Origin of the sequence: Arenibacter sp. F26102, from assembly GCF_023015865.1 — a bacterium.
Lineage (GTDB): Bacteria > Bacteroidota > Bacteroidia > Flavobacteriales > Flavobacteriaceae > Arenibacter.
This window is the reverse complement of the sequence record NZ_JALKBC010000005.1, coordinates 116,854-138,250: the sequence shown is the minus strand read 5'-3', so window position 1 is coordinate 138,250 and position 21,397 is coordinate 116,854. Positions and strand designations below refer to the sequence as shown.

Genomic DNA, 21,397 nt, shown 5'->3' with positions numbered 1-21,397 from the left:
AAGGTTGTTTTAAATGGTTGTAGAATTAGTCCATATATCCACAATAAAATTAAGACGGCCTCACAATTCTTTTCTATATTTGAAAAATTAAATTTAGGAATGCTTTTTAAACATCCGGAACTCCTTTGGGCCCTTTTTCTTCTACTTATTCCTATTTTAATCCATCTTTTTCAACTTCGCAGATTTAAGAAGACCCCGTTTACGAATGTAAAAATCTTAAAAAAAGTTGTTGCGGAATCCAGGAAAAGCAATACCCTTAAAAAATGGCTCCTATTATGTACCCGCCTTTTGATTCTATGTGCCCTGATATTAGCCTTTGCCCAACCCTTTATTCCGGGAAAATCAGCACTAAAAAGTAACGAAACAGTAATTTATCTGGATAATTCACTGAGCATGCAAGCCAATACGGGAAGTGGTACTTTGTTGGAAAATATGGTTCAGGAGATTTTAAGATCAGTGCCAGAAGAAAATACTTTTAGTCTTTTTACCAATGATAATATATATCGGAAAGTTCGTATTGCCGATATTAAGAACGATTTGCTTGCCCTAACCTATTCCAAAAACCAATTACAGTTGGAAGAAATCTATTTAAAGGCCAAGACTTTGTTCACGAACAGTGAAGCCACTGGAAACGACCTGGTCTTGATTTCCGATTTTCAAAAAGGCATCTATTCCCCAACTAATGACTCATTGCCAAATATAAATAGACATTTGGTACAATCTATACCGGATAAGCTTGTAAACGTTTCAATTGACACCGTATTTATAAGCACTGTCTCTTCGGAAAATGTAAATCTAAAAACTATATTATCCACTAATAACGAAATAGAAAACACCCCCGTTTCTCTATATAACGGAGAAAAATTGATTGCAAAAACATCCGCTAAATTCGATGAAAATAAAAAAGGCGAAGCCATTTTTACCATCCCCGCAAGCGAGGTTATAGATGGGAAAATTCTAATTTCCGATTCCGGACTCAATTATGACAATGAACTTTACTTCAACATAAACAAACAAGAGAAAATTAAAGTACTATCCATTGGTGATATAAATGCTAATTACTTAATGCGTATTTTTACTGAAGACGTATTCCTGTATTCCAATTTCAATGTAAATTCTTTGAACTATAGCCTATTGGAATCACAAAACTTGATTATCCTCAATGAACTTAATTCTATTCCAACAGCTTTGCAAAATGCATTGAAAGCTTTTAAAAATGCTGGCGGAAATTTGGTTGTTATTCCGGGTATCCAGGTGAATATGGATAATTACAATGCGTTTCTAAGTAGTTTTTCCAACTCCTCACTGCTTTCTTCCGTTATAGAGGAACGAAAAATAAGTGAGATAGCCTTTTCCCATCCCTTGTTCAAGAATGTTTTTGAAAAGGAGGTCACAAATTTCCAGTACCCCTCCATTAAGGCTTTTTATAAAATTAAATCCAACATGCCCAAAATCCTATCATACCAAAGTGGTGACCCATTTTTAATAGGAGAGGACGGCACCTATTTGTTTACAGCATCCATTTCCAAAGACAATTCCAACATTATTAATTCCCCATTAATAGTCCCAACGTTCTACAATATGGGAATGGGCAGCCTGAGGATTCCAAGAATTTATGAAATGATAGGCAGTAAAACTACAGTGGATATACCTGTTAATCTTACCAAGGATCGGATTTTAAAAGTGTCCAATGAAAATGATGAATTTATTCCCTTTCAACAATCCTTTACCAATAAAACAGCCCTAACTTTTGACGATTATCCTGTAACAGCAGGGATATTTCACATCACGGACCAAGGAAGGACCGTTAAAAACATTAGTTTTAATTTTCCAAGAGCTGAAAGCCAACTGTATTATATGGATTTAAATGAACTAAAAGGCTATAGTTCTAATGACAATGCGGCAACTTTATTCCAAAGTATAGAAAAAGACAACAGCATAAACGAGCTTTGGAAATGGTTTGTTATTTTAGCATTGGCATTTATCTTTGCTGAAGTTCTTATCCAAAAATTTTTAAAATGAACATACTCTTAAAATCCGCCAAGATAATAGACCCTACCAACAAGGATCTTCATTTAAAAAAGCGGGATATCTTTATAAAGAATGGGGTGATAGAAAATATTGCCGCCAATTTGGATGTTCAAGGAAAAACAAAAGTCATCAGTTTTAAGAATTTGCACGTCTCCCTTGGATGGTTTGATTCCAGTGTTAGTTTTGGGGAACCAGGATATGAGGAAAGGGAAACCATTGAAAATGGACTTTACACTGCGGCAAAGAGTGGTTTTACAGATATTGTTTTAAATCCCAATACCAATCCACTCCCCGATAGCAGTTCCGATATTGTTTTTTTAAAGAATGCTTCAAAACAAAGTGCCACAACACTCCATGCCTTGGGAACCTTGACCATAAAGTCCGAAGGTGAAAGTTTGGCGGAACTTTATGATATGAAGAGAGCTGGTGCCGTTGGTTATTACGACTACAAATTACCCTTAAAAAATTCAAACCTTTTAAAGGTTGCACTTCAATATGCCCATAATTTTGATGGACTTGTACATTCTTTCCCTATGGATATGCAAATTGCCGGAAAAGGAATTGTAAATGAGGGTGAAGTGTCTACCAGGCTAGGTCTAAAGGGAATTCCCAATTTAGCTGAAGAACTCAGTATTGTCAGAGATCTTTTTATACTTGAATATACTGGAGGAAAAATGCACATCCCCACTATTTCAACGGCCAATTCCGTGAAGCTAATTGCGGAAGCCAAGAAAAAGGGATTGGACGTTACCTGCAGTGTGGCAGTGCATAATTTATGTTTTACCGACGAGACTTTGGTCGAGTTCGATTCACATTTTAAATTGATGCCCCCACTTAGGACTAAATTGGATGCCAAAGCTTTGATAAAAGGTTTAAAGGATGGAACCATAGATTTTGTTACCACGGACCACAGACCCATGGATATTGAGAATAAAAGAGTGGAATTTGATAATGCCTCCGATGGTACCATTGGCTTGGAAAGCGCCTTTGGAATGTTGAATCAAACTTTTGATCTTGAAACCACCATAACCCTATTGACCAAGGGTAGGGAAAGGTATAAAATTAAAACACCAACCTTAGAAGTTGGTGAAAATGCCAATCTTACCCTATTTGATCCCAATCCAGAATATACCTTTGAAGAGAAAGACATTCTATCCAGTTCCAAAAATAGCTGTTTTCTAGGCAGTAAACTTAAAGGAAAGGTGTATGGTATTGTATCCAACAACCAAATAATTAACTAAATTTAAAGGAACTAAAATCTATTAAGATGGACCAGAATACTATAAGTGAGGGAAAAACGATGGCAATAATCAGTTATATCACGGTAATAGGCCTACTCATTGCCTTTATCGTTAACAGTGATAAAAAAAATGAATTTGTAAAATTCCATATTGGCCAATCATTAAGGGTTTGGATATTGGCCATTGCCCTATCTATTGTCCTTGGAATTATGGCTGCTTTAATGGGAATTGGATTCCTAAGAATTTTGCAATGGGCACCTTGGATTTTAGCCATAATGGGTGCTATAAATGCCAATAACGGTAAAGCAGAAAAATTACCTATTATTGGATCTATTGGAGAATAAAAATTATAATAAACATATTTAAAGAGGTCTAAATAGGCCTCTTTTTTTGTACACATATTAAACTTGATCTAACTTTGCCGTTATGGAAAATGTTATTAAGGAAGGAAAAACCACGGCAATTGTGGCTTATTTAACCATGGTTGGGGCTTTGATTGCCATTTCAATGAATTCGGATGCCAAGAACGAATTTGCCCGCTTCCATACAAGACAGGCATTTGGGTTACATCTTGTTTTTCTTGGCTTTGCCATTTTTTTAAGCAATTGGTATAATGAGTACGCTTGGTATGGCCTTTATGTTTTTTATATTGTATTATGGTTTTATGGCTTTCTTGGCGCCTTAAACAACAAGAAACAGGAGGTGCCTATACTAGGCTCCTATTTTCAAAAATGGTTCACTTTTATATCTTAAAATGACTACAGCTCCCTTATCACTGGAACACCTTATTAGACCATCGAACATTAGCTCCGGCAAACCTCCAGTGCTATTTATGTTTCACGGCTATGGCAGCAACGAGGATGATCTATTTTCCTTTGCCCCCGAACTTCCAAAAGAACTATGTATAATATCGGCACGGGCACCATATCCTATGCAGCCGTATGGCAATGCTTGGTACGCCATTAATTTTGAAGCTGACAAAGGCAAATGGAACGATGAGGAACAAGCGGTTTTGTCCAGGGATAAAATTAAGGTCTTTATAGAAGAGGCTTGCAAAACCTATGGGTTGGATGAAAAAAATGTTACCATTTTAGGATTTAGTCAAGGTACAATACTAAGTTACGCCTTGGCCCTCTCCTACCCCCATATGGTTAAGAATGTAATTGCCTTAAGTGGTTATATCAATGAAAACCTGTTAGTGGAAAGTTATAAGGAAAACGACTTTAAAGATTTAAAAATTTATGCGTCACATGGTAGCGTAGATCAGGTAATTCCCGTTTCTTGGGCACAGAAGATACCAAGTATTTTAAAAGATTTAAAAGTCGACCATGTATATGAGGAATTTCCGGTAGGCCACGGTGTGGCTCCCCAAAATTTTTACTCTTTCAAAACGTGGCTTCAGGATAAGATTTAATTGCTACGGGTATACAAAAGATGATCTATTAGTGAAAAATCGACTCCAAGATCATCTTTCAGTTCGTATTTGATCAGCACCTCGCCCCAATATTTCCCATCCGAGAAATCGGCCAAAATCCATTTATGGTTTAAAATCTTAATTTTATTGATTTTAAAATCATTTTCCATACCCTCATAAGGAATAAGGGGGTTATCGCCTTTGCTCTCATTGGTTTCCAATAACTTATCCGATATATAAAGGCTTGGATCCTTCAACTTTAGATGATCGTAATACGCCAAGGCATCATCATTGTTTTCCAAGGAAAAATATTGGTTGTCCAAGACTTTTAAATGTAATTTCTGAATAGAATCCTCCAATTGTAAGAGCACGTCCGACTGCGATTCTATTTTAGTATTTTTTGCCTTTACCATATTGTTGGTACTAACAAATTGGTAAAGTGCTATTAGGGAAACAAAAATGAATAAATACAGGTAAATTTTAAGTTTCATTCCTCGGTTTTATCGGTTTATTAATTATTGTTTTTGTTCAAATTACTTCAGGAACATAGAAGTTCCTTAGACCTCCAAAACTAGATTGTCATAGGCCAAATGCACATTTGGTGGCAACTGTTTTTCCACTTCATCATGAAACCCCAATAAGTGGCTTATATGCGTTAAGTAGGCCTTGCCAGGTTTTATGATATCAATAAACTCCAAAGCTTCCTCCAAGTTAAAATGGGAATGATGGGGCTCTATCCTCAAGGCGTTGACCACCAACGTCTTTACGCCCTTAATTTTTTCGATTTCTTCTTTTTCCATACTTTTCACATCGGTTAAATAAACGAAGTCCTGTATTCTAAACCCAAAAACCTGCAATCTATTGTGTTGTGCCTCTACAGGTATTGCCATTAGGTTACCGATCTTAAATGGCCTATTATTTTTAATGGTATTGATCTCTACTGCAGGGGCACCAGGGTATCGATTTTCATCGGCAAATATATAATTAAATCGCTCTTTAATGGAATCAACAACTCGTTCATGGGCATAGATGGGGATATCTCCTTGCCTGAAAAAAAAGGGTCTAATATCATCTATCCCAGCAGTATGGTCCGAATGTTCGTGAGTAAATAAAATTCCATCGATCTTTACCACATTGTTGGTAAGCATTTGCTGCCTAAAATCGGGGCCACAATCTATTACATAATTGTAGGAATCCCAAGAAATCATCACCGATACCCGAAGCCTTTTATCCTTTTGGTTATCGCTTAAACATACCGGATGTTTGCTCCCAATTACCGGGATTCCCTGTGAAGTTCCAGTCCCTAGAAAAGTTATTTTCAATCTTATATCTATTTAATCCAAATTTATAACTATTTTATTTAATAGATAGCCCAAACTTTTTAACTTTGCTACAAGCAAAAAAGACCCTATGTCCACTATTTTCAAGAAAGAAATCGCTTTTACCAATGTTCCCTCAATAAAAGCGAAAACCTTAAGGATAAACCTAAATCCTGATATCTATGGCACCTTTTCTGAAATTGGTGCAGGGCAGGAGACATCAGGACATTTTTTTAAGTCGGGAGGTGCTTCGGGAACCATTGCCAAAGCAATGAGTGCTTATGACAAAGATTTTAGCGACGCCATATATGGAATAGAGGAAGACGGAAGATATGTAACCCAGTCCAGGTTAAAAAAAATGTTGGCCCATGAAATGGAAAACATGGACAACAGGATCAGTCGCGAACAACACCCTGACAGATTATTTTTTTCCTACGCCAATACAGTGGCTACCATTGATTTTTCCAAAAGATATAAAGGTCATGGATGGATCGGTATCCGTTATCAACTGGATCCCAAGCAAAAGGAATTAAATGAAATCATCCTACATATCCGATTTAAACAGAATGAGGCGAGATTGCAACAGGAAACCTTGGGAATTGTAGGGGTAAATCTTATTTATGGTGCATTTTATAAGTACGACAAACCTAGAAAGTTACTGAAATATCTTTACGACCATATCGACAAGGATACGGTTGAAATAGACATGGTTAATTTTTCCGGACCCAATTTTGCCGATGTCGATAATAGATTAATGAGTTTGCAACTTGTTAAAAATGATATGACGGACGCCGTAATGTTTGGGCCCGATGGCAATAATCTTTTGCCAGCGACCCTTCTTTACAAAAAGAATATTTTGGCCCTACGCGGAAGCTTTAGACCTGTGACCAATGTGAATATGGATATGTTTAAAAAATCCTATGAAATATTCATTCGGGAACCTAGTGTCGAGGAAGAAAATACCATTGTTATTTTTGAAATTACACTCTCCAACCTCCGTGCTTCCGGTGAAATAGATGAACAGGATTTTATGGACCGAGCAGAACTGTTATGTTCCTTGGGCCATACTGTAATGATTTCCAAGTTCCAGGAGTACTTTAAGCTTGTGGAATATTTTAGCAATTATACCAAGTCCAAAATTGGTCTTACCATGGGGGTAAACAATTTGGTGGATATTTTTGATGAGAAATATTACCGTCATTTGAGCGGAGGTATCCTAGAAGCTTTTGGTAAGTTATTCTTTAAGGACCTTAAGGTCTACCTGTATCCCATGCGCAATGAGGAAACCGGTCAAATCATGACCAGTAATACTATAAAAGTACATCCGAGAATGAAAGAATTGTACAAATTCTTTAAATACAATGGAAAGGTGATGGATATTATTGATTACGATCCTGAAATTTTACATGTTTTCTCAAGGGATGTTCTCAAAAAAATAATTAATGGCGAAGAAGGATGGGAATCTGTACTTCCAGAGGGTATTGCGGAAATAATAAAAAAGAAGAAGCTTTTTATGCGTAAACCCATTGAGGAAGAACAGGCTAAAGTATAAGTTATTAGTAAGTACAAAAAGAGGCTGTCCTAAACATAAAAGTTAAGGCAGCCTCTTTTTATTTACAACTCTTTACAGCAATTGAGCAGCATGATCTTTGGTTTTAACCTTTTCAATCACCTTTTCAACTACCCCGTCCCCATCAATCACAAAAGTCATTCTATGAATACCATCATATTTTTTTCCCATGAACTGTTTTGGTCCCCAAACACCAAATATATTAAGTAATGTATGGTCCTCATCTGCCAACAAGGGAAATGGAAATTGATACTTATTCTTAAAACTAAGCTGCCTTTTTTGTGAATCGGCACTTACTCCAAGCAGCTCATAACCCTGGGCTTTTAAATCGGAATAATTATCCCTTAAATTGCAAGCTTCCGCTGTACATCCTGGAGTATTTGCTTTAGGATAGAAAAAGACTATTAATTTTTTCCCTTGGTAATCGGACAATTTAATATCATTGCCATTTTCGTCCTTAGCTGAAAACGAGGGCACCCTATCCCCTACTTTTAAAGTGTTCATAGTTAAAATTTATTTAAATTTATATCGAAAAAGAAACCCATTATGATGGGTGTTCCTTATTTTTAGAGTTCTAAAATTACGTAATAAATGACGAAAGCGGAAAAAGTAAACTTTACCATTGAAACTTTACAAGCACTTTACCCGACCATTCCCGTTCCCCTGGACCACAAAGACCCCTATACCCTTTTAATTGCTGTATTATTATCTGCACAAAGTACGGATGTGCGTGTCAATAAGATTACACCATTATTATTTGCCAAAGCGGACAATCCCTATGATATGGTAAAAATGACAGCTGATGAGATTAGGGAAATAATTAAACCTGTTGGTCTATCCCCTATGAAATCGAAAGGTATTTATGGACTTTCTAAAATCTTAATTGAAAAATATGACGGACAAGTTCCTAAAGAAATTGAATTATTGGAACAATTGCCGGCAGTTGGACACAAAACTGCCAGCGTTGTGGTTTCACAAGCATTTGGCATTCCTGCGTTTCCTGTAGACACCCATATACATAGACTCATGTACCGATGGGGATTTTCCAACGGAAAAAATGTGGTTCAAACAGAAAGGGATGCCAAAAGATTATTTCCAAAAGAAATATGGAACGATCTTCATTTACAGATCATATGGTACGGACGGGAATACTCACCGGCAAGGGGATGGAATTTGGAAAAAGACATTATAACCAAAACTATTGGCAGAAAACCAGTGTTACAAGCCTATTATAAAACAAAAAATCCCAACTCGTAAGGTGGGATTTTTTGTGCTAGTTTAAATTATTTTCAAACTGAACATTATTATATTCAATTATTTGCAATGATTTGGAATAGCCCAATAGGAACTTGATAGTTTCAGGACTTGCTTTCGCAAGTTTACACTTGTTTTGATGCTCAGAGTAAATTTTTTCCATAGGATTATAGTATTGTTATGTTAAGATAACGCCACTAAATTGGAAATATTGTACTCTTCGGCCTATGACCTATTAATTCGTTAAAACGATATTATTCTTTTCTATGATTTTTCTTAGGTTAATAAGCGCATATCTCATTCTCCCCAAGGCAGTATTAATACTAACACCGGTATTTTCTGAAATTTCCTTGAAGCTCATATCCCTGTAGATACGCATTAAAAGAACTTCTTTTTGATCATCCGGTAATTCCTCGATCAATAAATTTAAATCTGAATCAATCTGATCTTTGATAAGCTGCTTTTCAACATTTAGTTTATCATCACCAATTACAGAAAAGATATTGAAATCATCATTCCCTTCAAACATTGGCATTCTTTTATTCCTTCTAAAGTGATCGATTACCAGGTTATGGGCAATTCTCATAACCCAAGGCAAAAACTTACCTTCTTCGCTATAATTTCCCTTTTTCAAGGTTTTAATTACCTTAATAAAGGTATCCTGAAAAATATCTTCTGAAACATCACGGTCCAAAACCTTAGAATAAATAAAGCTACTAATACGTTGGTTGTGCCTGTTGATCAAAACCTCTAAAGCTTTTTCATTACCATTAATGTAATCCTTTACTAATACTGAGTCATCTATTTGCAGTTCCATACAAATTATTGTTTTTTGGTTAAACTAGGGGCCTCCCCTTTCGGTTTGGACTTTTTTTGTTACTTCTTCTTTAAATGAAGACTAAAAATCTTCTTTGTTGATTAGTAACAGGATAAAAGTATATAAATGCCCATGTGTGAAAAAAACTATGTTGTAAAACCCCCATTAATTGATGTCAAATGCCGATTTTCTTATTTTACACATAATAATTGGCCAAAATTGAAGTTAGATGAGCTTAATGGGACCAGCAGGAAGAGTGTTTATTATTATAGGTACTATTAATGATAAACAGACCTATATATTAAGGAGTAGAGATACGCCATCCTTTACGAACAAGTAAATTCCTTGTCTACAGAGTTTATGCGCAAAAAGTAATTGGAAAAGTATAAGATAATCTAGAATGGAGTGTTTGTAGTAATGTTTAAAGCCATTACATAACCATTCCCCATACTACATATAGCCAAGAAGCAACCATACGTTAACGACATAGTTAAGACTCTAGGCTAAACAATTGGAAATCCTAGTTTAAACAATGTTCCTGCAGTTCATCATTACATTTAATGATGTGCAGCGATTTAGAGTAATTAAGTAAAAAATCTATTTTCGACCTGCGTGTGGACATTAGTGTGCATTTGTTCTTAGTAGTAACGGTAAATTTCTCCATAATAATATACGTCTATGGACAAATAACGCAAGTGTTATGAAGAAATTAACCAAAGGCAGTTATAAAGCGTATTAATTCGTTAAAATTATGTTGTGCTTTTCTACGATCTTACGAAGGTTAATAAGTGCATAACGCATCCTGCCCAAAGCAGTATTAATACTTACCCCCGTATTTTCGGATATTTCCTTAAAGCTCATATCCTTATATAAACGCATTTCCAAAACATCCATTTGATCCTTCGGCAATTCTTTGATCAAAATATTCAGGTCAAAATCTATTTGATCTTTAATAATTTGTCTTTCTGCATTTAACTTGTCATCACTAATTATGGAGAAGATATTAAAATCACTATTGCCTTCAAACCTGGGCATTCGTTTATTCTTCCTAAAATAGTCGATGATTAAGTTATGTGAAATCCGCATTACCCAAGGTAAAAATTTTCCTTCTTCATTGTAATTGCCCTTTTTTAAGGTCTTTATGACCTTAATAAAGGTATCCTGAAAAATATCTTCGGTGGTTTCCCGATCTTGGACTTTGGAATAAATAAAACTGCTAAGTCGTTGATTGTGACGGTTGATCAATGTCTCTAGGGCTTTTTCGTCCCCATTCATGTAGTCTCTTACTAAAACTGAATCCTCAATTAATAGTTCCATACAATTTACTTTTTTTAGGCTAAAACGCTAGACCTGTTTTCTTTGACAAGTGCATTAGAGCAAATAAGATTTTAAAAAAGTAATTGTGTTACGTATAGGCTATTTAGGGTTTATTACGCATCAAATATAGAAAAAATTATTTCGATTCAAAGTACTTTCCTTCAATGAATAATATTTTATTGTAAGGCAAAGGCTACTAGTGAATGAAATTCACATATTGTATCTTTGCACACTTAAATACGCATATGGCCACTTTAACAGACGTTGACCCCAAACATAATATAATAATTAAAGGAGCAAAGCTTCATAATTTAAAGAATATCGATGTTGTAATACCACGGAATAAACTAGTGGTCATTACCGGCTTGTCCGGTTCCGGAAAATCCAGTTTGGCTTTCGATACCCTTTACGCGGAAGGACAAAGAAGATATGTGGAAAGTTTATCCTCTTATGCAAGACAATTTTTGGGAAAATTGGACAAACCGAAGGTAGATTATATTAAAGGTATTGCTCCGGCCATTGCGATTGAACAAAAGGTAAACTCCACCAATCCCAGATCTACAGTTGGAACCTCAACTGAAATATATGATTATTTGAAATTAATGTTTGCTCGTATTGGTCACACTTTTTCCCCAATATCCGGCAAGGAGGTAAAAAAACATACGGTATCGGACGTTGTGGAACACATAAAGACCTTTGAAGAGGGCACCAAAATGCTTTTGCTTGCCCCCATTAAGATCAGTGAAGACAGAGATCCCTATAAATCGCTACAATTGTTCTCCAAGCAGGGATTTGCCAGAATACTGTACAATGGAGAGGTTATTAGAATAGATGAGGATTTAAAGGACGTAGGTCGGGAATTTAAACTGGTGGTAGACCGAATCATTTTTAAAAACGACGAGGATTTTTTTAATAGATTGGGCAATGCCATCGATACGGCCTTTTTTGAAGGAAAGGGTCAGTGTATCGTTCAGGAACTTGACACAGCTAAAAACACCCATTTCAGCAATAAGTTCGAAATGGACGGAATGCAATTCCTGGAACCCAATGTACACCTGTTCAGTTTTAACAACCCATATGGTGCCTGTCCCAAATGTGAGGGCTATGGGGATGTTATAGGCATAGATGAAGACTTGGTTATTCCCAATACCTCTCTTTCAGTTTATGAAAACGCCATATTTCCTTGGCGAGGGGAAAGTATGGGATGGTACCGGGATGAATTGGTGAATGTGGCATACAAATTCGATTTTCCTATCCACAAACCTTGGTATCAGTTATCCGATGAACAAAAACAACTTGTTTGGGAAGGGAACAGCTATTTTACCGGCATCCATAAATTCTTTTCGGGTTTGGAAGAAAAGAGTTATAAAATACAAAACAGGGTAATGTTGTCCCGTTATCGTGGCAAAACCAAATGCAGCACCTGTAAGGGAAGGCGTTTAAGGAAGGAGACCGACTATGTAAAAGTTTCGGGGAAATCAATCTCCGACCTTGTAGAATTGCCCATAGAAGACCTTATAACATTTTTTAAAGAGATTAAGCTTAATTCCAATGATCGAAAAATTGTAGAGCGATTACTTAAGGAAATAGAAAGTAGATTGGGATTTTTATATAATGTAGGACTAAGTTATTTAACTCTAAATAGAAAATCCAATTCCTTATCCGGTGGGGAAAGTCAACGCATAAATTTGGCAACCTCATTGGGAAGTAGCTTGGTTGGCTCTATGTATATTCTGGACGAACCCAGTATTGGACTTCACCCAAAGGATACCGAAAACTTAATTACAGTTTTGAAATCGCTTCGGGATTTAGGCAATACCGTTATAGTTGTGGAGCATGATGAGGATATAATGAAAGCTGCAGACGAGGTAATCGATATTGGCCCAAAAGCAGGCACACATGGCGGTGAGGTAGTAGCACATGGCACCATGGATGAAATTCTTAAATCCGATTCACTTACAGCGTCTTACCTCAATGGTCGTATGGAAATTGCCGTACCCAAAACAAGAAGACCCATTAAAAATTATATTGAAATTAAGGGAGCACGGGAAAACAACCTTAAAAATATAGATGTAATCTTCCCTTTAAACATCCTAACGGTTATTACCGGGGTATCGGGAAGTGGTAAAAGTACGTTGGTAAAAAAATTATTGTACCCTATAATTTTAAAGGAGTTGGGAGGTTACGGAGAAAAAGCAGGGCAATTTAGCTCTATGGAAGGGAAATTTGGATCTTTAAAGCATGTGGAATACGTTGATCAGAACCCCATAGGACGATCCTCCAGATCTAACCCCGTTACCTATATAAAAGCTTATGACGATATCCGCAACCTTTTTGCCAGTCAGAAATTGAGCAAATTAAGGGGATATCAGCCCAAACACTTTTCTTTTAATGTAGATGGTGGAAGGTGTGAAAAATGTAAAGGCGAGGGCGAAATTACGGTGGAGATGCAATTTATGGCCGATGTACATTTGGAATGTGAAACCTGCCAAGGTAAAAGATTTAAAAAAGAAGTATTGGAAGTGAAATTTGAAGATGCCAACATAGACAACATCCTCAATATGACCATTGATGATGCGGTGGACTTTTTTGAAAAAAACAATCAATACAAAATAGTAACAAAACTAAAACCGCTCCAAGATGTTGGTTTAGGGTATGTAACATTGGGACAATCCTCCTCTACCCTTTCCGGAGGTGAGGCCCAGCGTATAAAATTGGCATCGTTCTTAGTAAAGGGAAATACCAAGGACAAGGCCCTATTTATTTTTGACGAACCTACTACAGGTCTTCATTTCCATGATATAAAGAAATTACTTAAATCATTTGATGCTTTAATAGCCAAGGGACATTCCATAATTGTAATTGAACACAATATAGATTTGATCAAATGCGCCGATTACATCATAGACTTAGGCCTAGAGGGCGGAAATAAAGGAGGCCAACTTTTGGTTCAGGGTACACCCGAGATCGTTGCGAAAGATAAAACCTCCTTTACTGCCAAGTATTTAAAAGAAAAATTACTCCAATAGATACAGTAGACGAATATAGACTCTGGTTTAAAATTTTATGTTTCTATTTCAGGCCACCATGCACTCTTTACCTGTTACTGATTACTGGTTTCTGCTCCACCACTGTTTACCGTTTACTTTTTACTGAATATTACTACTTAAGTTCTAAAAATAATTACTTCAAACTTCTTTATGAGCTAGTCATAATACTACTCTCTAAACTGTTTGTAAATTATAAATAACTGATAATCAATTATTTAAACTATTCGTTTATTTTTTGGCATGCTGTTTGGTATATACAAACTGAATGTAAATAGTTGCATTCTAAATTAAAACCTTATATCATGAGAAATTTAATACTCCTTTTTACAGCGCTTATATTAGGTACTACAGTTACCATGGCTGCTTCAATGGAAGATAAGGTTGCCACAAGCAATACTTATAGAAATGATAACTCATTTATTTTTGTTGAAGATGGCATTACATTCTCGGTTTACCCAGATGGGGAGTTCGATTTCTATATTGACAATAGAGGTGGTGTAAATGCAAATGTAAATTTTGGAAATGCCAATATAACTTTTAATTCAGGTTATGACTATAACCCTTATGTTCAGTATGACGATTACGGTGCAGTTATCCAAGTGGAGAATGTTCCTGTATACTATGACTACTACGGAAGGGTAAGTCAAATTGGGGAAGTAAATATCAATTATAACCGAGGTAGAGTATCCAGAGTTGGTGGTTTATATGTGTATTATAACCATAATGGCCATTATAGCCATCACAGGGGATTTATAAATATATACAACAGGCATTATGTGTATAGCCCTTTCCACAGCCATTTCATAAGACCGGCTTTAGGCTTTAGTCTGGTATTTGGTAGCCCTTATAGAAGATATTACGAACCCGTAAGATACACTTATTATAGACCATATTACCATAACCACAGAAAGGCATATGCCAAAATAGGTCACCATTATAAATATGATAAAGGGCATCATAACAAGAGAAGTTCTGTTTACCGAAACGATAAGAGGGTTGCTGTAAGGGACCATGGATATAGAAGTCAAAGTAACCTTAGATCAAACAGGTCTGTAGCCAGTAGAAACGATGGATATAGAAAGAACAATAATGTTTCAAGAAGTACAACATCCAGAAGTAACAATGATGGTTACAGAAAGAACAATAATGTTTCAAGAAGCACAACATCCAGGAGCAACAATGATGGTTACAGAAAGAACAATAATGTTTCAAGATCCACCACTCAACGTAGCAATGGAAATGCTACCATAAAGAGAAGTACAACAGTGAGAAGCAGTTCTCCAAGTTCTAGAAATGACAAATCTGTTTCCAGAAGTTCTTCGATTCGCACAAATAATAAGGGTAATGCTCAAAGAACCGTAGGTAGAACAACGACTACAAGGAGTAATAATGGCGGTGGAAGTTCTATAACAAGGAGCAAAGCAGTTGTATCCAGACCTTCTGGAAATACCAGAACAACGATAAAAAAGGAAGTTAGCAGAAGCCCTAGAAATACTTCGGTTAGAAGCAGTTCTTCAAGCAGAAGCAATAGCGGTTCAGCTGTAAGGAATACCTCTGTAAAACGACCAAATGTACAGTCGAAAAGCACTGTAAAAAGGTCGGTGGCAAAGTCATCCAACAGTAGTGCAAGAAAAATTTCAACGGCTTCCACAAGAGGAAGAAGTTCTAGAAGTAATTAAAAATAGTTTTTAGGTTGGTTAGTTGTTTAGCCCCGCAGTGAATTCGTTCCTGCGGGGTTTTACTTGCTCATTGAGATTTAAATGCTCCAAAGCATGCCTGCCCGTTCCATTTAGGCGGGCCTGCCCGATCTGTTTAGGCGGGCGTTAGTGTGTTTACTGTAGTTTCCATCAGATGCATAAAAGACTTGCCCTGAGAAATTTGACTTTGTCCTATTTTTTCCTCCCCAACTTACTTAAATAAAATGAAATGGCACCTAACACATCTTCGGATATTCTAAACTTATATAAAACTAAGACATAACAGAATACAATCAATATACTCTTAATACCAATATTAATAATTGGATGGAAAGGAAATGACACAAAGTAAAAAATGGTCGTTATTAATAAGAGCAGAAATATGACCTTGAAAGTTTCTTTGGTAATGGGTTGAATACCAAATTTCATTTTTACGAAAATCAATTTTACCGTATTATAAATAAAAAAGGCCAAAAAACTGGCTATTGCAGCACCATCCAAACCATATTTCGGAATTAGCCACAGGTTCAATAAAATAGTCAGTATCGCCAATACAACGCCCATAAGAAGTAAAGCCCTATAAAATTCGGAATTATACATTATAGCATTGTTATTGCCCAATAGCGCATCATATACCTTGGCAATGCCAATGATAAAAACAATTACATATCCACCGCGATAAGATGTGGGCAATAGATTATATAGATCATTTAAATTTAAAATAATCAATATAAATATAAGGCCAGACACTATAAACAATGTCAGGGAACTCTTTTGATATAGGGTTTTTAGCGCTTTAACATCCTTTCTGTGAAGTATTTCCGCCGTTAACGGATATGTTATATTGTGCATGGACCTTGCTGGAACGGCAATCACAGTGGCTATGTAACCTGCAACACTATAGTAGGCCACATTTTTGATTTCTATAAATTGATTGATCATCACCTTATCTACCTCCAACAAAACTATTGCAGCCGATCCACCTAATATAATAAGGGCACTATAATTAATAATTTCGCGGGTGTTGCCCGGAAGGTTAAAATCCAACTTTAAGTTGAGCAATCTTAAGGCATAGACCTGCATTATCAGGGTTCTGAGAATATACATCCCCACAAGGGCATTCAAAAAACTCAGAACAGAAATAAGGTCCCAATACACCATTAAAAGCAAAATGGTCACCACTATTCGGCTAAAAACCTCTTTCATGAAATTTCCAAAAACCGACTTCATTTGAACTTTTGCCCAAGCATAAAATACTTCAAAATAAGCCATCGCCAATCCAATAATAAAAATATGCCAAACATACCCCTTCACTATAGGGTTCTCCTTGGATAAAAAATCCCCTATGGTCTCATTGGCCAAATAGGATAAAATTCCGATAGGTAAAATAAGAACAAGTGGCAATAACACCATTAACGTCATAAATCCATCCCTACTTTTCAGTTCTTGGAAACCCGAATAGTATTTGATCATGGTATTGGGAATCCCAAATGCCAATATTGGCATTAAAACAGCAGATGCCGATAGTATAACATTGACCAAACCAAAATACTCATCCGACAAAAACCTTGTGTACAAAAAGAGAAGGTTCAACGCTCCTATGGCAAATCCACCATATGTGATCAATGTATTGTTCAACGATTGCTTTAAGACTATTCCCATGCTAAATACTTGGACAACTTCTTGGTTAATTCGCGTCTATGATATTGCTCCACTTTTGCAAAAGGCAAAGCCAATTGACCCTTTTTATAATCTTGAAACCATTCCAACAAGGAGTTCTTCAATTCATTGAACTGTTGGTAGTCATATGTTCTGCCCGTATTTGACTCTGAAATAAGGCTTCCCACCTCCCACTTGCTTGGGCCCACGCCCAATATAGGCCTTTTAGCAGCCATATATTCAAATACTTTCCCCGGAATAATTCCTTGGGTCTCTTCAGAATCTATTTCTATCAATAATAGTACTTGGGATTTTTTTTGATACCGTAGGGCTTCTTCATGTGAAATATAACCCAATAGCTCGGTATAGGGTTGCAGGCCAAAAAAATAGATACTTTCCAAAACATCCGAACTAATGACACCCGCCAACTGTAATTTAAAATATTTTTTAAAGTCAGGGATTTCGTGAATCAATTCAGAAATAGCTTTCCAGAGATTTTTGGGATTTCTACCACTTAGAAGGGATCCAATATGTGAAACCGTAAAATCAACGTCCAAAATAGCTGTACTCGCCCCATATGTATCGTAGCCATTGGTAATAACCGTAATAGGCTTATTGGTTATTTTAGAAAACTCCTGTTTGGTAGTATTACTGGTAACAATGATTTTATCGGCCTCATTTAACACCAGTTGTTCCAAACGTTTGTGTTTTGTTTGGGAGGAAACCGTAAGTTTTAGTTTTTTATGATATCCGATAGAAGTCCAAGGATCTCTAAAATCGGTAATCCACCTTACTTTGCTACTCTTTTTTAATTCTAGGCCAATGAGATGTATGCTATGTGGTGGTCCTGTGGTTATAACAGTTTCTATACCTTCTTGCTCAATAATATTGGTCAAAAAAGCTACGGAAGGTTTTATCCAAAATTTTCTAGCATCGGGGATAAACAAATTGCCACGAATCCATAGCATCAATTTTTCCAAAACGGATTGATTTTTGGAATTGATTATACCTGCGCTAATCTTTTTGGTCTTCTTCTTTGAAAATATTCGGGCAAATCCGTAGGGTTCGAAAATATGCTTCTTGTATATTTTAATTCCCTTTGGTACTTCATCCAAAAAAGTTTCATCAATAATAGGATAGTTCGGGTTTTCTGGAGTATAAATAATGGGCTCTATATTAAAATCCCTCAGGTACTTTACAAACTTCAACCATCGTTGCACTCCCGGCCCACCTGCTGGTGGCCAATAATACGTAATGATGAGCACCTTTTGCATTAAGCCGTTGGTTTTTTTCTAGATTTCCAATAGGTGTGTCCAATTACAAAAAATAAAACAAGAACCAATATTATAGAACTAGCCATAGTTATTTTTCCCCCTACCTGAATAAGGGTCGGCTCAAACTTAAATTCAATTTTATGTTTACCGGCAGGAATTTCCATTGCCCTTAGCACATAATTCACCTCAAAATGCTCCTTCAATTCGCCATCGATATAGGCATTCCAACCATGGGGGTAGTACATTTCGGAAAATACGGCAATTCCAGGATTGGAATTCTCGGAATTATAAATCAAATGATTGGGTTTATATTGGGTAAGCTTTATAGTAGATAAAGAATCTGTCTTGTAGTTAAGCTCTGTCAAATTGGCAAATTTCGATTTATCAAAAACTGCTTTATGCTTTACATCCAGGGTCTTCAAGGCCATTATTTCATCATTGGCATTATAAACCGGCACCAATTCATTAATAAACCATGCATTGCCATTGGCATCGGGATTCAGTGCTGGATAATTCCTACCCTCTTCGTCCTGCTGCACCACATATTTTACATTGAGCATACTTAAAACCCGGACGTTGTTCTTTGAGATGTGAAAATCGAACAAGTTTTGGATTCCTGCCGGTTTAGCGGCGTGGTAGCCCCAAATGGACTGGTGAAAATAGGCCGTACGGCCTCCACCACCTATTTCGGAAGGGTCGTATACCCTAAATATGGTGGTGTCCTTGGCAATCTGTTTGTCCATTTCAGTTTCCTGAAAAGGTTCCAGCATTCTGCGCTGTGCAACAAAATCATCCTCGTTTACGTAACGCTGGGCTACACCTACCAAATCGAACAACAGCAGAACTCCTAAAATAACAATCGTTAGATTCTGTTTTAATTTATCCTTTAGAAAGAACCAAATAACCAGAGCTGCTAAAGCAACATAGATCAATGACCGTAATATATCAGCGTTATAAACAGACTTCCTATCGGCTACAATTAAGGAAACAATGTCATCGCCATAATACTGTCTATAGGTTTCATCGCTCTGTCCTACAAAATCGAACATTCCTTTTACTAAAAAAAGTACTACTCCGATTCCCACAGAAATAAAAAAAGTGAGTTTTAAGTCCTTTAATTTCTTGGAAGTATCCACCTTATTATTAAAAAGCTGTGCCAAAGCCAATATGGCCAAAACAGGTACACAAAGTTCAAGAATAACCTGAATGGATGATACTGCCCTAAATTTATTGTATAGTGGAAAATAGTCGATCATTACATCCGTAAGTAGTCCAAAATTTTTGCCCCATGAAAGTAATAAAGCCATTATTGTACCTCCCAAAAGCCACCATTTTACCTTTCCTTTGACCAAAAACAGCCCTAAAACAAAGAGAAAGAACACAATCGCTCCAATGTATGCCGGTGCAGCAACAATAGGCTGGTCTCCCCAATACAAAGGCAATGAGCTGGTAAAATCCAAGGCTTTGGTCCGTGATATTCCATTTTCCGTTAAAAAAGTATAGGTTTTGGAATCAGCTCCAAGATCTTCGCCACCAGAACCTCCAAACAATCTTGGAACGAACAGATTTAAAGACTCAACAATACCGTAACTAAATTGGGTTATATATTCCCTATCCAGCCCGGAACCTATTTCCTTGGGTTCTCCATTGGCATTTATGGTAAGATCGGATTTACCCCTTGTACTCCAATCCGCATATTCCTTGGTAGCCATAAGACTCGTAGCATTTGCAGCAATACCAATCAGCACCGCTATAACCAAGATTCCGACAGATATACCAAAGTGCTTCAATTTCTTCTTCTTAATGGCATCCACCAAATAAACACCTCCAAGAATAAGTACCAACAACATAAAGTAGTAGGTCATTTGATAATGGTTGGCACCCACTTCCAATGCCATGGCAATTGCAGTAAGGAGAAAGCCCCAAAGATATTTCTTTCTAAAAACCAAAATAATTCCCCCAAGAAGCATAGGCATATAGCCTATTGCATGCGCCTTCGCATTATGACCAACCCCTAAGATAATAATCATATACGTAGAGAATCCAAAGGCCAGGGCACCCAATACCGCTAACTTATAATCAACCTTAAGGCAGCAGAGCAGAATATAAAAACCAATAAGATAAATAAAGAGATAATCGGCAGGTCTTGGTAAAAAACGAATCAATCGGTCCAATTTTTTTACGTAATCATGTGGATAATAGGCCCCTAATTGATAGGTCGGCATTCCGCCAAAGGCACTATTGGTCCAATAAGGCTCCTCCCCTGTTTTCTTTCGAAAGTCATTTTGCTCCTTGGCCATTCCTGTAAATTGAACAATATCGGATTGTTCTATGACCTTCCCCTGTAAGACAGGATGGAAATAAGCTAGTGCGACAATTATAAAAAATACGGTTACAAAAAAATGGATAAAAAAGGCTCTTAGACCGTTTCTCATGTTTGGTTATGGTAAAAGGTTATTCAATTTCCTCAAAATCTATATATTCTCCAACATTTTTTGAGGTGTTCTTTTTCTTGGTCGTTTTCTTCTCAATTATAACGTCGCCAATCTGCTCTTCGTTTTTATTGTTCTGCTCTGCAAAACCTTCAAACTTTTCCTTAAAATGTTCCTCTGTCTTCTTTGCAGCATACCTAAACATCCTTGGAGCAAACCATTTAGCTAGAATTTTAAGCAAATAGTATACTAAGAGTACAATTAGTATCGTTTTTAAAAAACCCATAATAAGTTGACAAATTTTATATCAAAAGTACAATTC

At 36.5% G+C, this 21,397-nt stretch carries 18 protein-coding genes; 9 read left to right on the top strand and 9 right to left on the bottom strand.

Annotation, left to right across the window (positions count from 1 at the left end; all coding sequences use genetic code 11):
- Positions 1-99 precede the first annotated feature (99 nt).
- From MWU78_RS08395 to MWU78_RS08375, 5 genes are all read left to right on the top strand, one after another.
- A complete protein-coding gene (locus MWU78_RS08395) occupies positions 100-2,022 on the top strand; it encodes a BatA domain-containing protein (RefSeq protein WP_246996901.1) in 1,923 nt (640 codons plus the stop codon).
- On the top strand, positions 2,019-3,272 hold the full coding sequence (locus MWU78_RS08390; RefSeq protein WP_246996899.1) for a dihydroorotase: 1,254 nt from the start codon (positions 2,019-2,021) through the stop codon (positions 3,270-3,272). Before MWU78_RS08395 ends, MWU78_RS08390 begins: the two co-directional genes overlap by 4 nt.
- 26 nt (positions 3,273-3,298) lie before the next feature.
- Positions 3,299-3,616, top strand: coding sequence for a DUF4870 domain-containing protein (locus MWU78_RS08385; protein ID WP_246996897.1), 318 nt, complete (start codon positions 3,299-3,301; stop codon positions 3,614-3,616).
- 82 nt (positions 3,617-3,698) lie between these two features.
- Positions 3,699-4,025 carry a hypothetical protein gene (locus MWU78_RS08380; RefSeq protein ID WP_246996894.1) on the top strand — a complete coding sequence of 109 codons (327 nt, stop codon included), beginning with the start codon at positions 3,699-3,701 and terminating at the stop codon, positions 4,023-4,025.
- Position 4,026: 1 nt separating this feature from the next.
- Positions 4,027-4,686 (top strand): alpha/beta fold hydrolase, encoded by a 660-nt coding sequence (locus MWU78_RS08375; RefSeq protein WP_246996892.1) that lies wholly within the window; start codon positions 4,027-4,029, stop codon positions 4,684-4,686.
- Here the strand turns inward: MWU78_RS08375 and MWU78_RS08370 are convergent.
- Positions 4,683-5,177: a hydrolase gene (locus tag MWU78_RS08370; protein ID WP_246996889.1), complete on the bottom strand. Its 495-nt coding sequence runs from the start codon at positions 5,175-5,177 to the stop codon at positions 4,683-4,685. The two genes, MWU78_RS08375 and MWU78_RS08370, sit on opposite strands and share 4 nt — an antisense overlap.
- A gap of 66 nt (positions 5,178-5,243) precedes the next feature.
- Positions 5,244-6,008: an MBL fold metallo-hydrolase gene (locus tag MWU78_RS08365; protein WP_246996886.1), complete on the bottom strand. Its 765-nt coding sequence runs from the start codon at positions 6,006-6,008 to the stop codon at positions 5,244-5,246.
- Between the two features lie 88 nt (positions 6,009-6,096).
- On the opposite strand from MWU78_RS08365, the gene MWU78_RS08360 reads away from it, so the two are divergent.
- The gene (locus MWU78_RS08360) at positions 6,097-7,557 is read left to right on the top strand and encodes a TonB-dependent receptor (RefSeq protein ID WP_246996884.1); all 1,461 of its coding nucleotides are present in this window, start codon (positions 6,097-6,099) and stop codon (positions 7,555-7,557) included.
- Positions 7,558-7,629: 72 nt separating this feature from the next.
- Here the strand turns inward: MWU78_RS08360 and bcp are convergent, their stop codons facing one another.
- Positions 7,630-8,079 carry a thioredoxin-dependent thiol peroxidase gene (gene bcp, locus MWU78_RS08355; RefSeq protein ID WP_246996882.1) on the bottom strand — a complete coding sequence of 150 codons (450 nt, stop codon included), beginning with the start codon at positions 8,077-8,079 and terminating at the stop codon, positions 7,630-7,632.
- A gap of 87 nt (positions 8,080-8,166) precedes the next feature.
- Here bcp and nth point away from each other — a divergent pair, with 87 nt between their 5' ends.
- Positions 8,167-8,832 carry an endonuclease III gene (nth, locus tag MWU78_RS08350; RefSeq protein WP_246996880.1) on the top strand — a complete coding sequence of 222 codons (666 nt, stop codon included), beginning with the start codon at positions 8,167-8,169 and terminating at the stop codon, positions 8,830-8,832.
- 232 nt (positions 8,833-9,064) lie between these two features.
- Here the strand turns inward: nth and MWU78_RS08345 are convergent, their stop codons facing one another.
- Both MWU78_RS08345 and MWU78_RS08340 read right to left on the bottom strand, forming a co-directional pair.
- A complete protein-coding gene (locus tag MWU78_RS08345; protein WP_187585223.1) occupies positions 9,065-9,646 on the bottom strand; it encodes a sigma-70 family RNA polymerase sigma factor in 582 nt (193 codons plus the stop codon).
- Positions 9,647-10,381: 735 nt separating this feature from the next.
- Positions 10,382-10,963, bottom strand: coding sequence for a sigma-70 family RNA polymerase sigma factor (locus tag MWU78_RS08340; RefSeq protein ID WP_246996878.1), 582 nt, complete (start codon positions 10,961-10,963; stop codon positions 10,382-10,384).
- A gap of 245 nt (positions 10,964-11,208) precedes the next feature.
- Here MWU78_RS08340 and uvrA point away from each other — a divergent pair, with 245 nt between their 5' ends.
- Positions 11,209-13,992, top strand: coding sequence for an excinuclease ABC subunit UvrA (gene uvrA, locus MWU78_RS08335; protein ID WP_246996876.1), 2,784 nt, complete (start codon positions 11,209-11,211; stop codon positions 13,990-13,992).
- Between the two features lie 323 nt (positions 13,993-14,315).
- The gene (locus MWU78_RS08330; protein ID WP_246996874.1) at positions 14,316-15,692 is read left to right on the top strand and encodes a hypothetical protein; all 1,377 of its coding nucleotides are present in this window, start codon (positions 14,316-14,318) and stop codon (positions 15,690-15,692) included.
- Between the two features lie 210 nt (positions 15,693-15,902).
- Here the strand turns inward: MWU78_RS08330 and MWU78_RS08325 are convergent, their stop codons facing one another.
- The 4 genes from MWU78_RS08325 to MWU78_RS08310 are packed head-to-tail and all read right to left on the bottom strand — an operon-like array spanning position 15,903 to position 21,361.
- Positions 15,903-17,372, bottom strand: coding sequence for a polysaccharide biosynthesis C-terminal domain-containing protein (locus tag MWU78_RS08325; protein ID WP_246996872.1), 1,470 nt, complete (start codon positions 17,370-17,372; stop codon positions 15,903-15,905).
- The gene (locus MWU78_RS08320; protein WP_246996870.1) at positions 17,363-18,643 is read right to left on the bottom strand and encodes a glycosyltransferase; all 1,281 of its coding nucleotides are present in this window, start codon (positions 18,641-18,643) and stop codon (positions 17,363-17,365) included. Before MWU78_RS08320 ends, MWU78_RS08325 begins: the two co-directional genes overlap by 10 nt.
- The gene (locus MWU78_RS08315) at positions 18,643-21,078 is read right to left on the bottom strand and encodes a YfhO family protein (protein WP_246996868.1); all 2,436 of its coding nucleotides are present in this window, start codon (positions 21,076-21,078) and stop codon (positions 18,643-18,645) included. Before MWU78_RS08315 ends, MWU78_RS08320 begins: the two co-directional genes overlap by 1 nt.
- A gap of 19 nt (positions 21,079-21,097) precedes the next feature.
- The gene (locus MWU78_RS08310) at positions 21,098-21,361 is read right to left on the bottom strand and encodes a DUF4834 family protein (protein ID WP_246996866.1); all 264 of its coding nucleotides are present in this window, start codon (positions 21,359-21,361) and stop codon (positions 21,098-21,100) included.
- Between the last annotated feature and the right edge of the window lie 36 nt (positions 21,362-21,397).

Bases quoted from the DNA above. Each gene is read 5' to 3' on its own strand.
- MWU78_RS08340 (WP_246996878.1), bottom strand. From the start codon at position 10,963: ATGGAACTATTAATTGAGGATTCAGTTTTAGTAAGAGACTACATGAAT.
- MWU78_RS08310 (WP_246996866.1), bottom strand. From the start codon at position 21,361: ATGGGTTTTTTAAAAACGATACTAATTGTACTCTTAGTATACTATTTG.
- uvrA (WP_246996876.1), top strand. From the start codon at position 11,209: ATGGCCACTTTAACAGACGTTGACCCCAAACATAATATAATAATTAAA.
- MWU78_RS08325 (WP_246996872.1), bottom strand. From the start codon at position 17,372: ATGGGAATAGTCTTAAAGCAATCGTTGAACAATACATTGATCACATAT.
- MWU78_RS08330 (WP_246996874.1), top strand. From the start codon at position 14,316: ATGAGAAATTTAATACTCCTTTTTACAGCGCTTATATTAGGTACTACA.
- nth (WP_246996880.1), top strand. From the start codon at position 8,167: ATGACGAAAGCGGAAAAAGTAAACTTTACCATTGAAACTTTACAAGCA.
- MWU78_RS08385 (WP_246996897.1), top strand. From the start codon at position 3,299: ATGGACCAGAATACTATAAGTGAGGGAAAAACGATGGCAATAATCAGT.
- MWU78_RS08370 (WP_246996889.1), bottom strand. From the start codon at position 5,177: ATGAAACTTAAAATTTACCTGTATTTATTCATTTTTGTTTCCCTAATA.
- MWU78_RS08345 (WP_187585223.1), bottom strand. From the start codon at position 9,646: ATGGAACTGCAAATAGATGACTCAGTATTAGTAAAGGATTACATTAAT.
- MWU78_RS08380 (WP_246996894.1), top strand. From the start codon at position 3,699: ATGGAAAATGTTATTAAGGAAGGAAAAACCACGGCAATTGTGGCTTAT.
- MWU78_RS08395 (WP_246996901.1), top strand. From the start codon at position 100: ATGCTTTTTAAACATCCGGAACTCCTTTGGGCCCTTTTTCTTCTACTT.
- MWU78_RS08390 (WP_246996899.1), top strand. From the start codon at position 2,019: ATGAACATACTCTTAAAATCCGCCAAGATAATAGACCCTACCAACAAG.
- MWU78_RS08315 (WP_246996868.1), bottom strand. From the start codon at position 21,078: ATGAGAAACGGTCTAAGAGCCTTTTTTATCCATTTTTTTGTAACCGTA.
- MWU78_RS08320 (WP_246996870.1), bottom strand. From the start codon at position 18,643: ATGCAAAAGGTGCTCATCATTACGTATTATTGGCCACCAGCAGGTGGG.
- bcp (WP_246996882.1), bottom strand. From the start codon at position 8,079: ATGAACACTTTAAAAGTAGGGGATAGGGTGCCCTCGTTTTCAGCTAAG.
- MWU78_RS08360 (WP_246996884.1), top strand. From the start codon at position 6,097: ATGTCCACTATTTTCAAGAAAGAAATCGCTTTTACCAATGTTCCCTCA.
- MWU78_RS08375 (WP_246996892.1), top strand. From the start codon at position 4,027: ATGACTACAGCTCCCTTATCACTGGAACACCTTATTAGACCATCGAAC.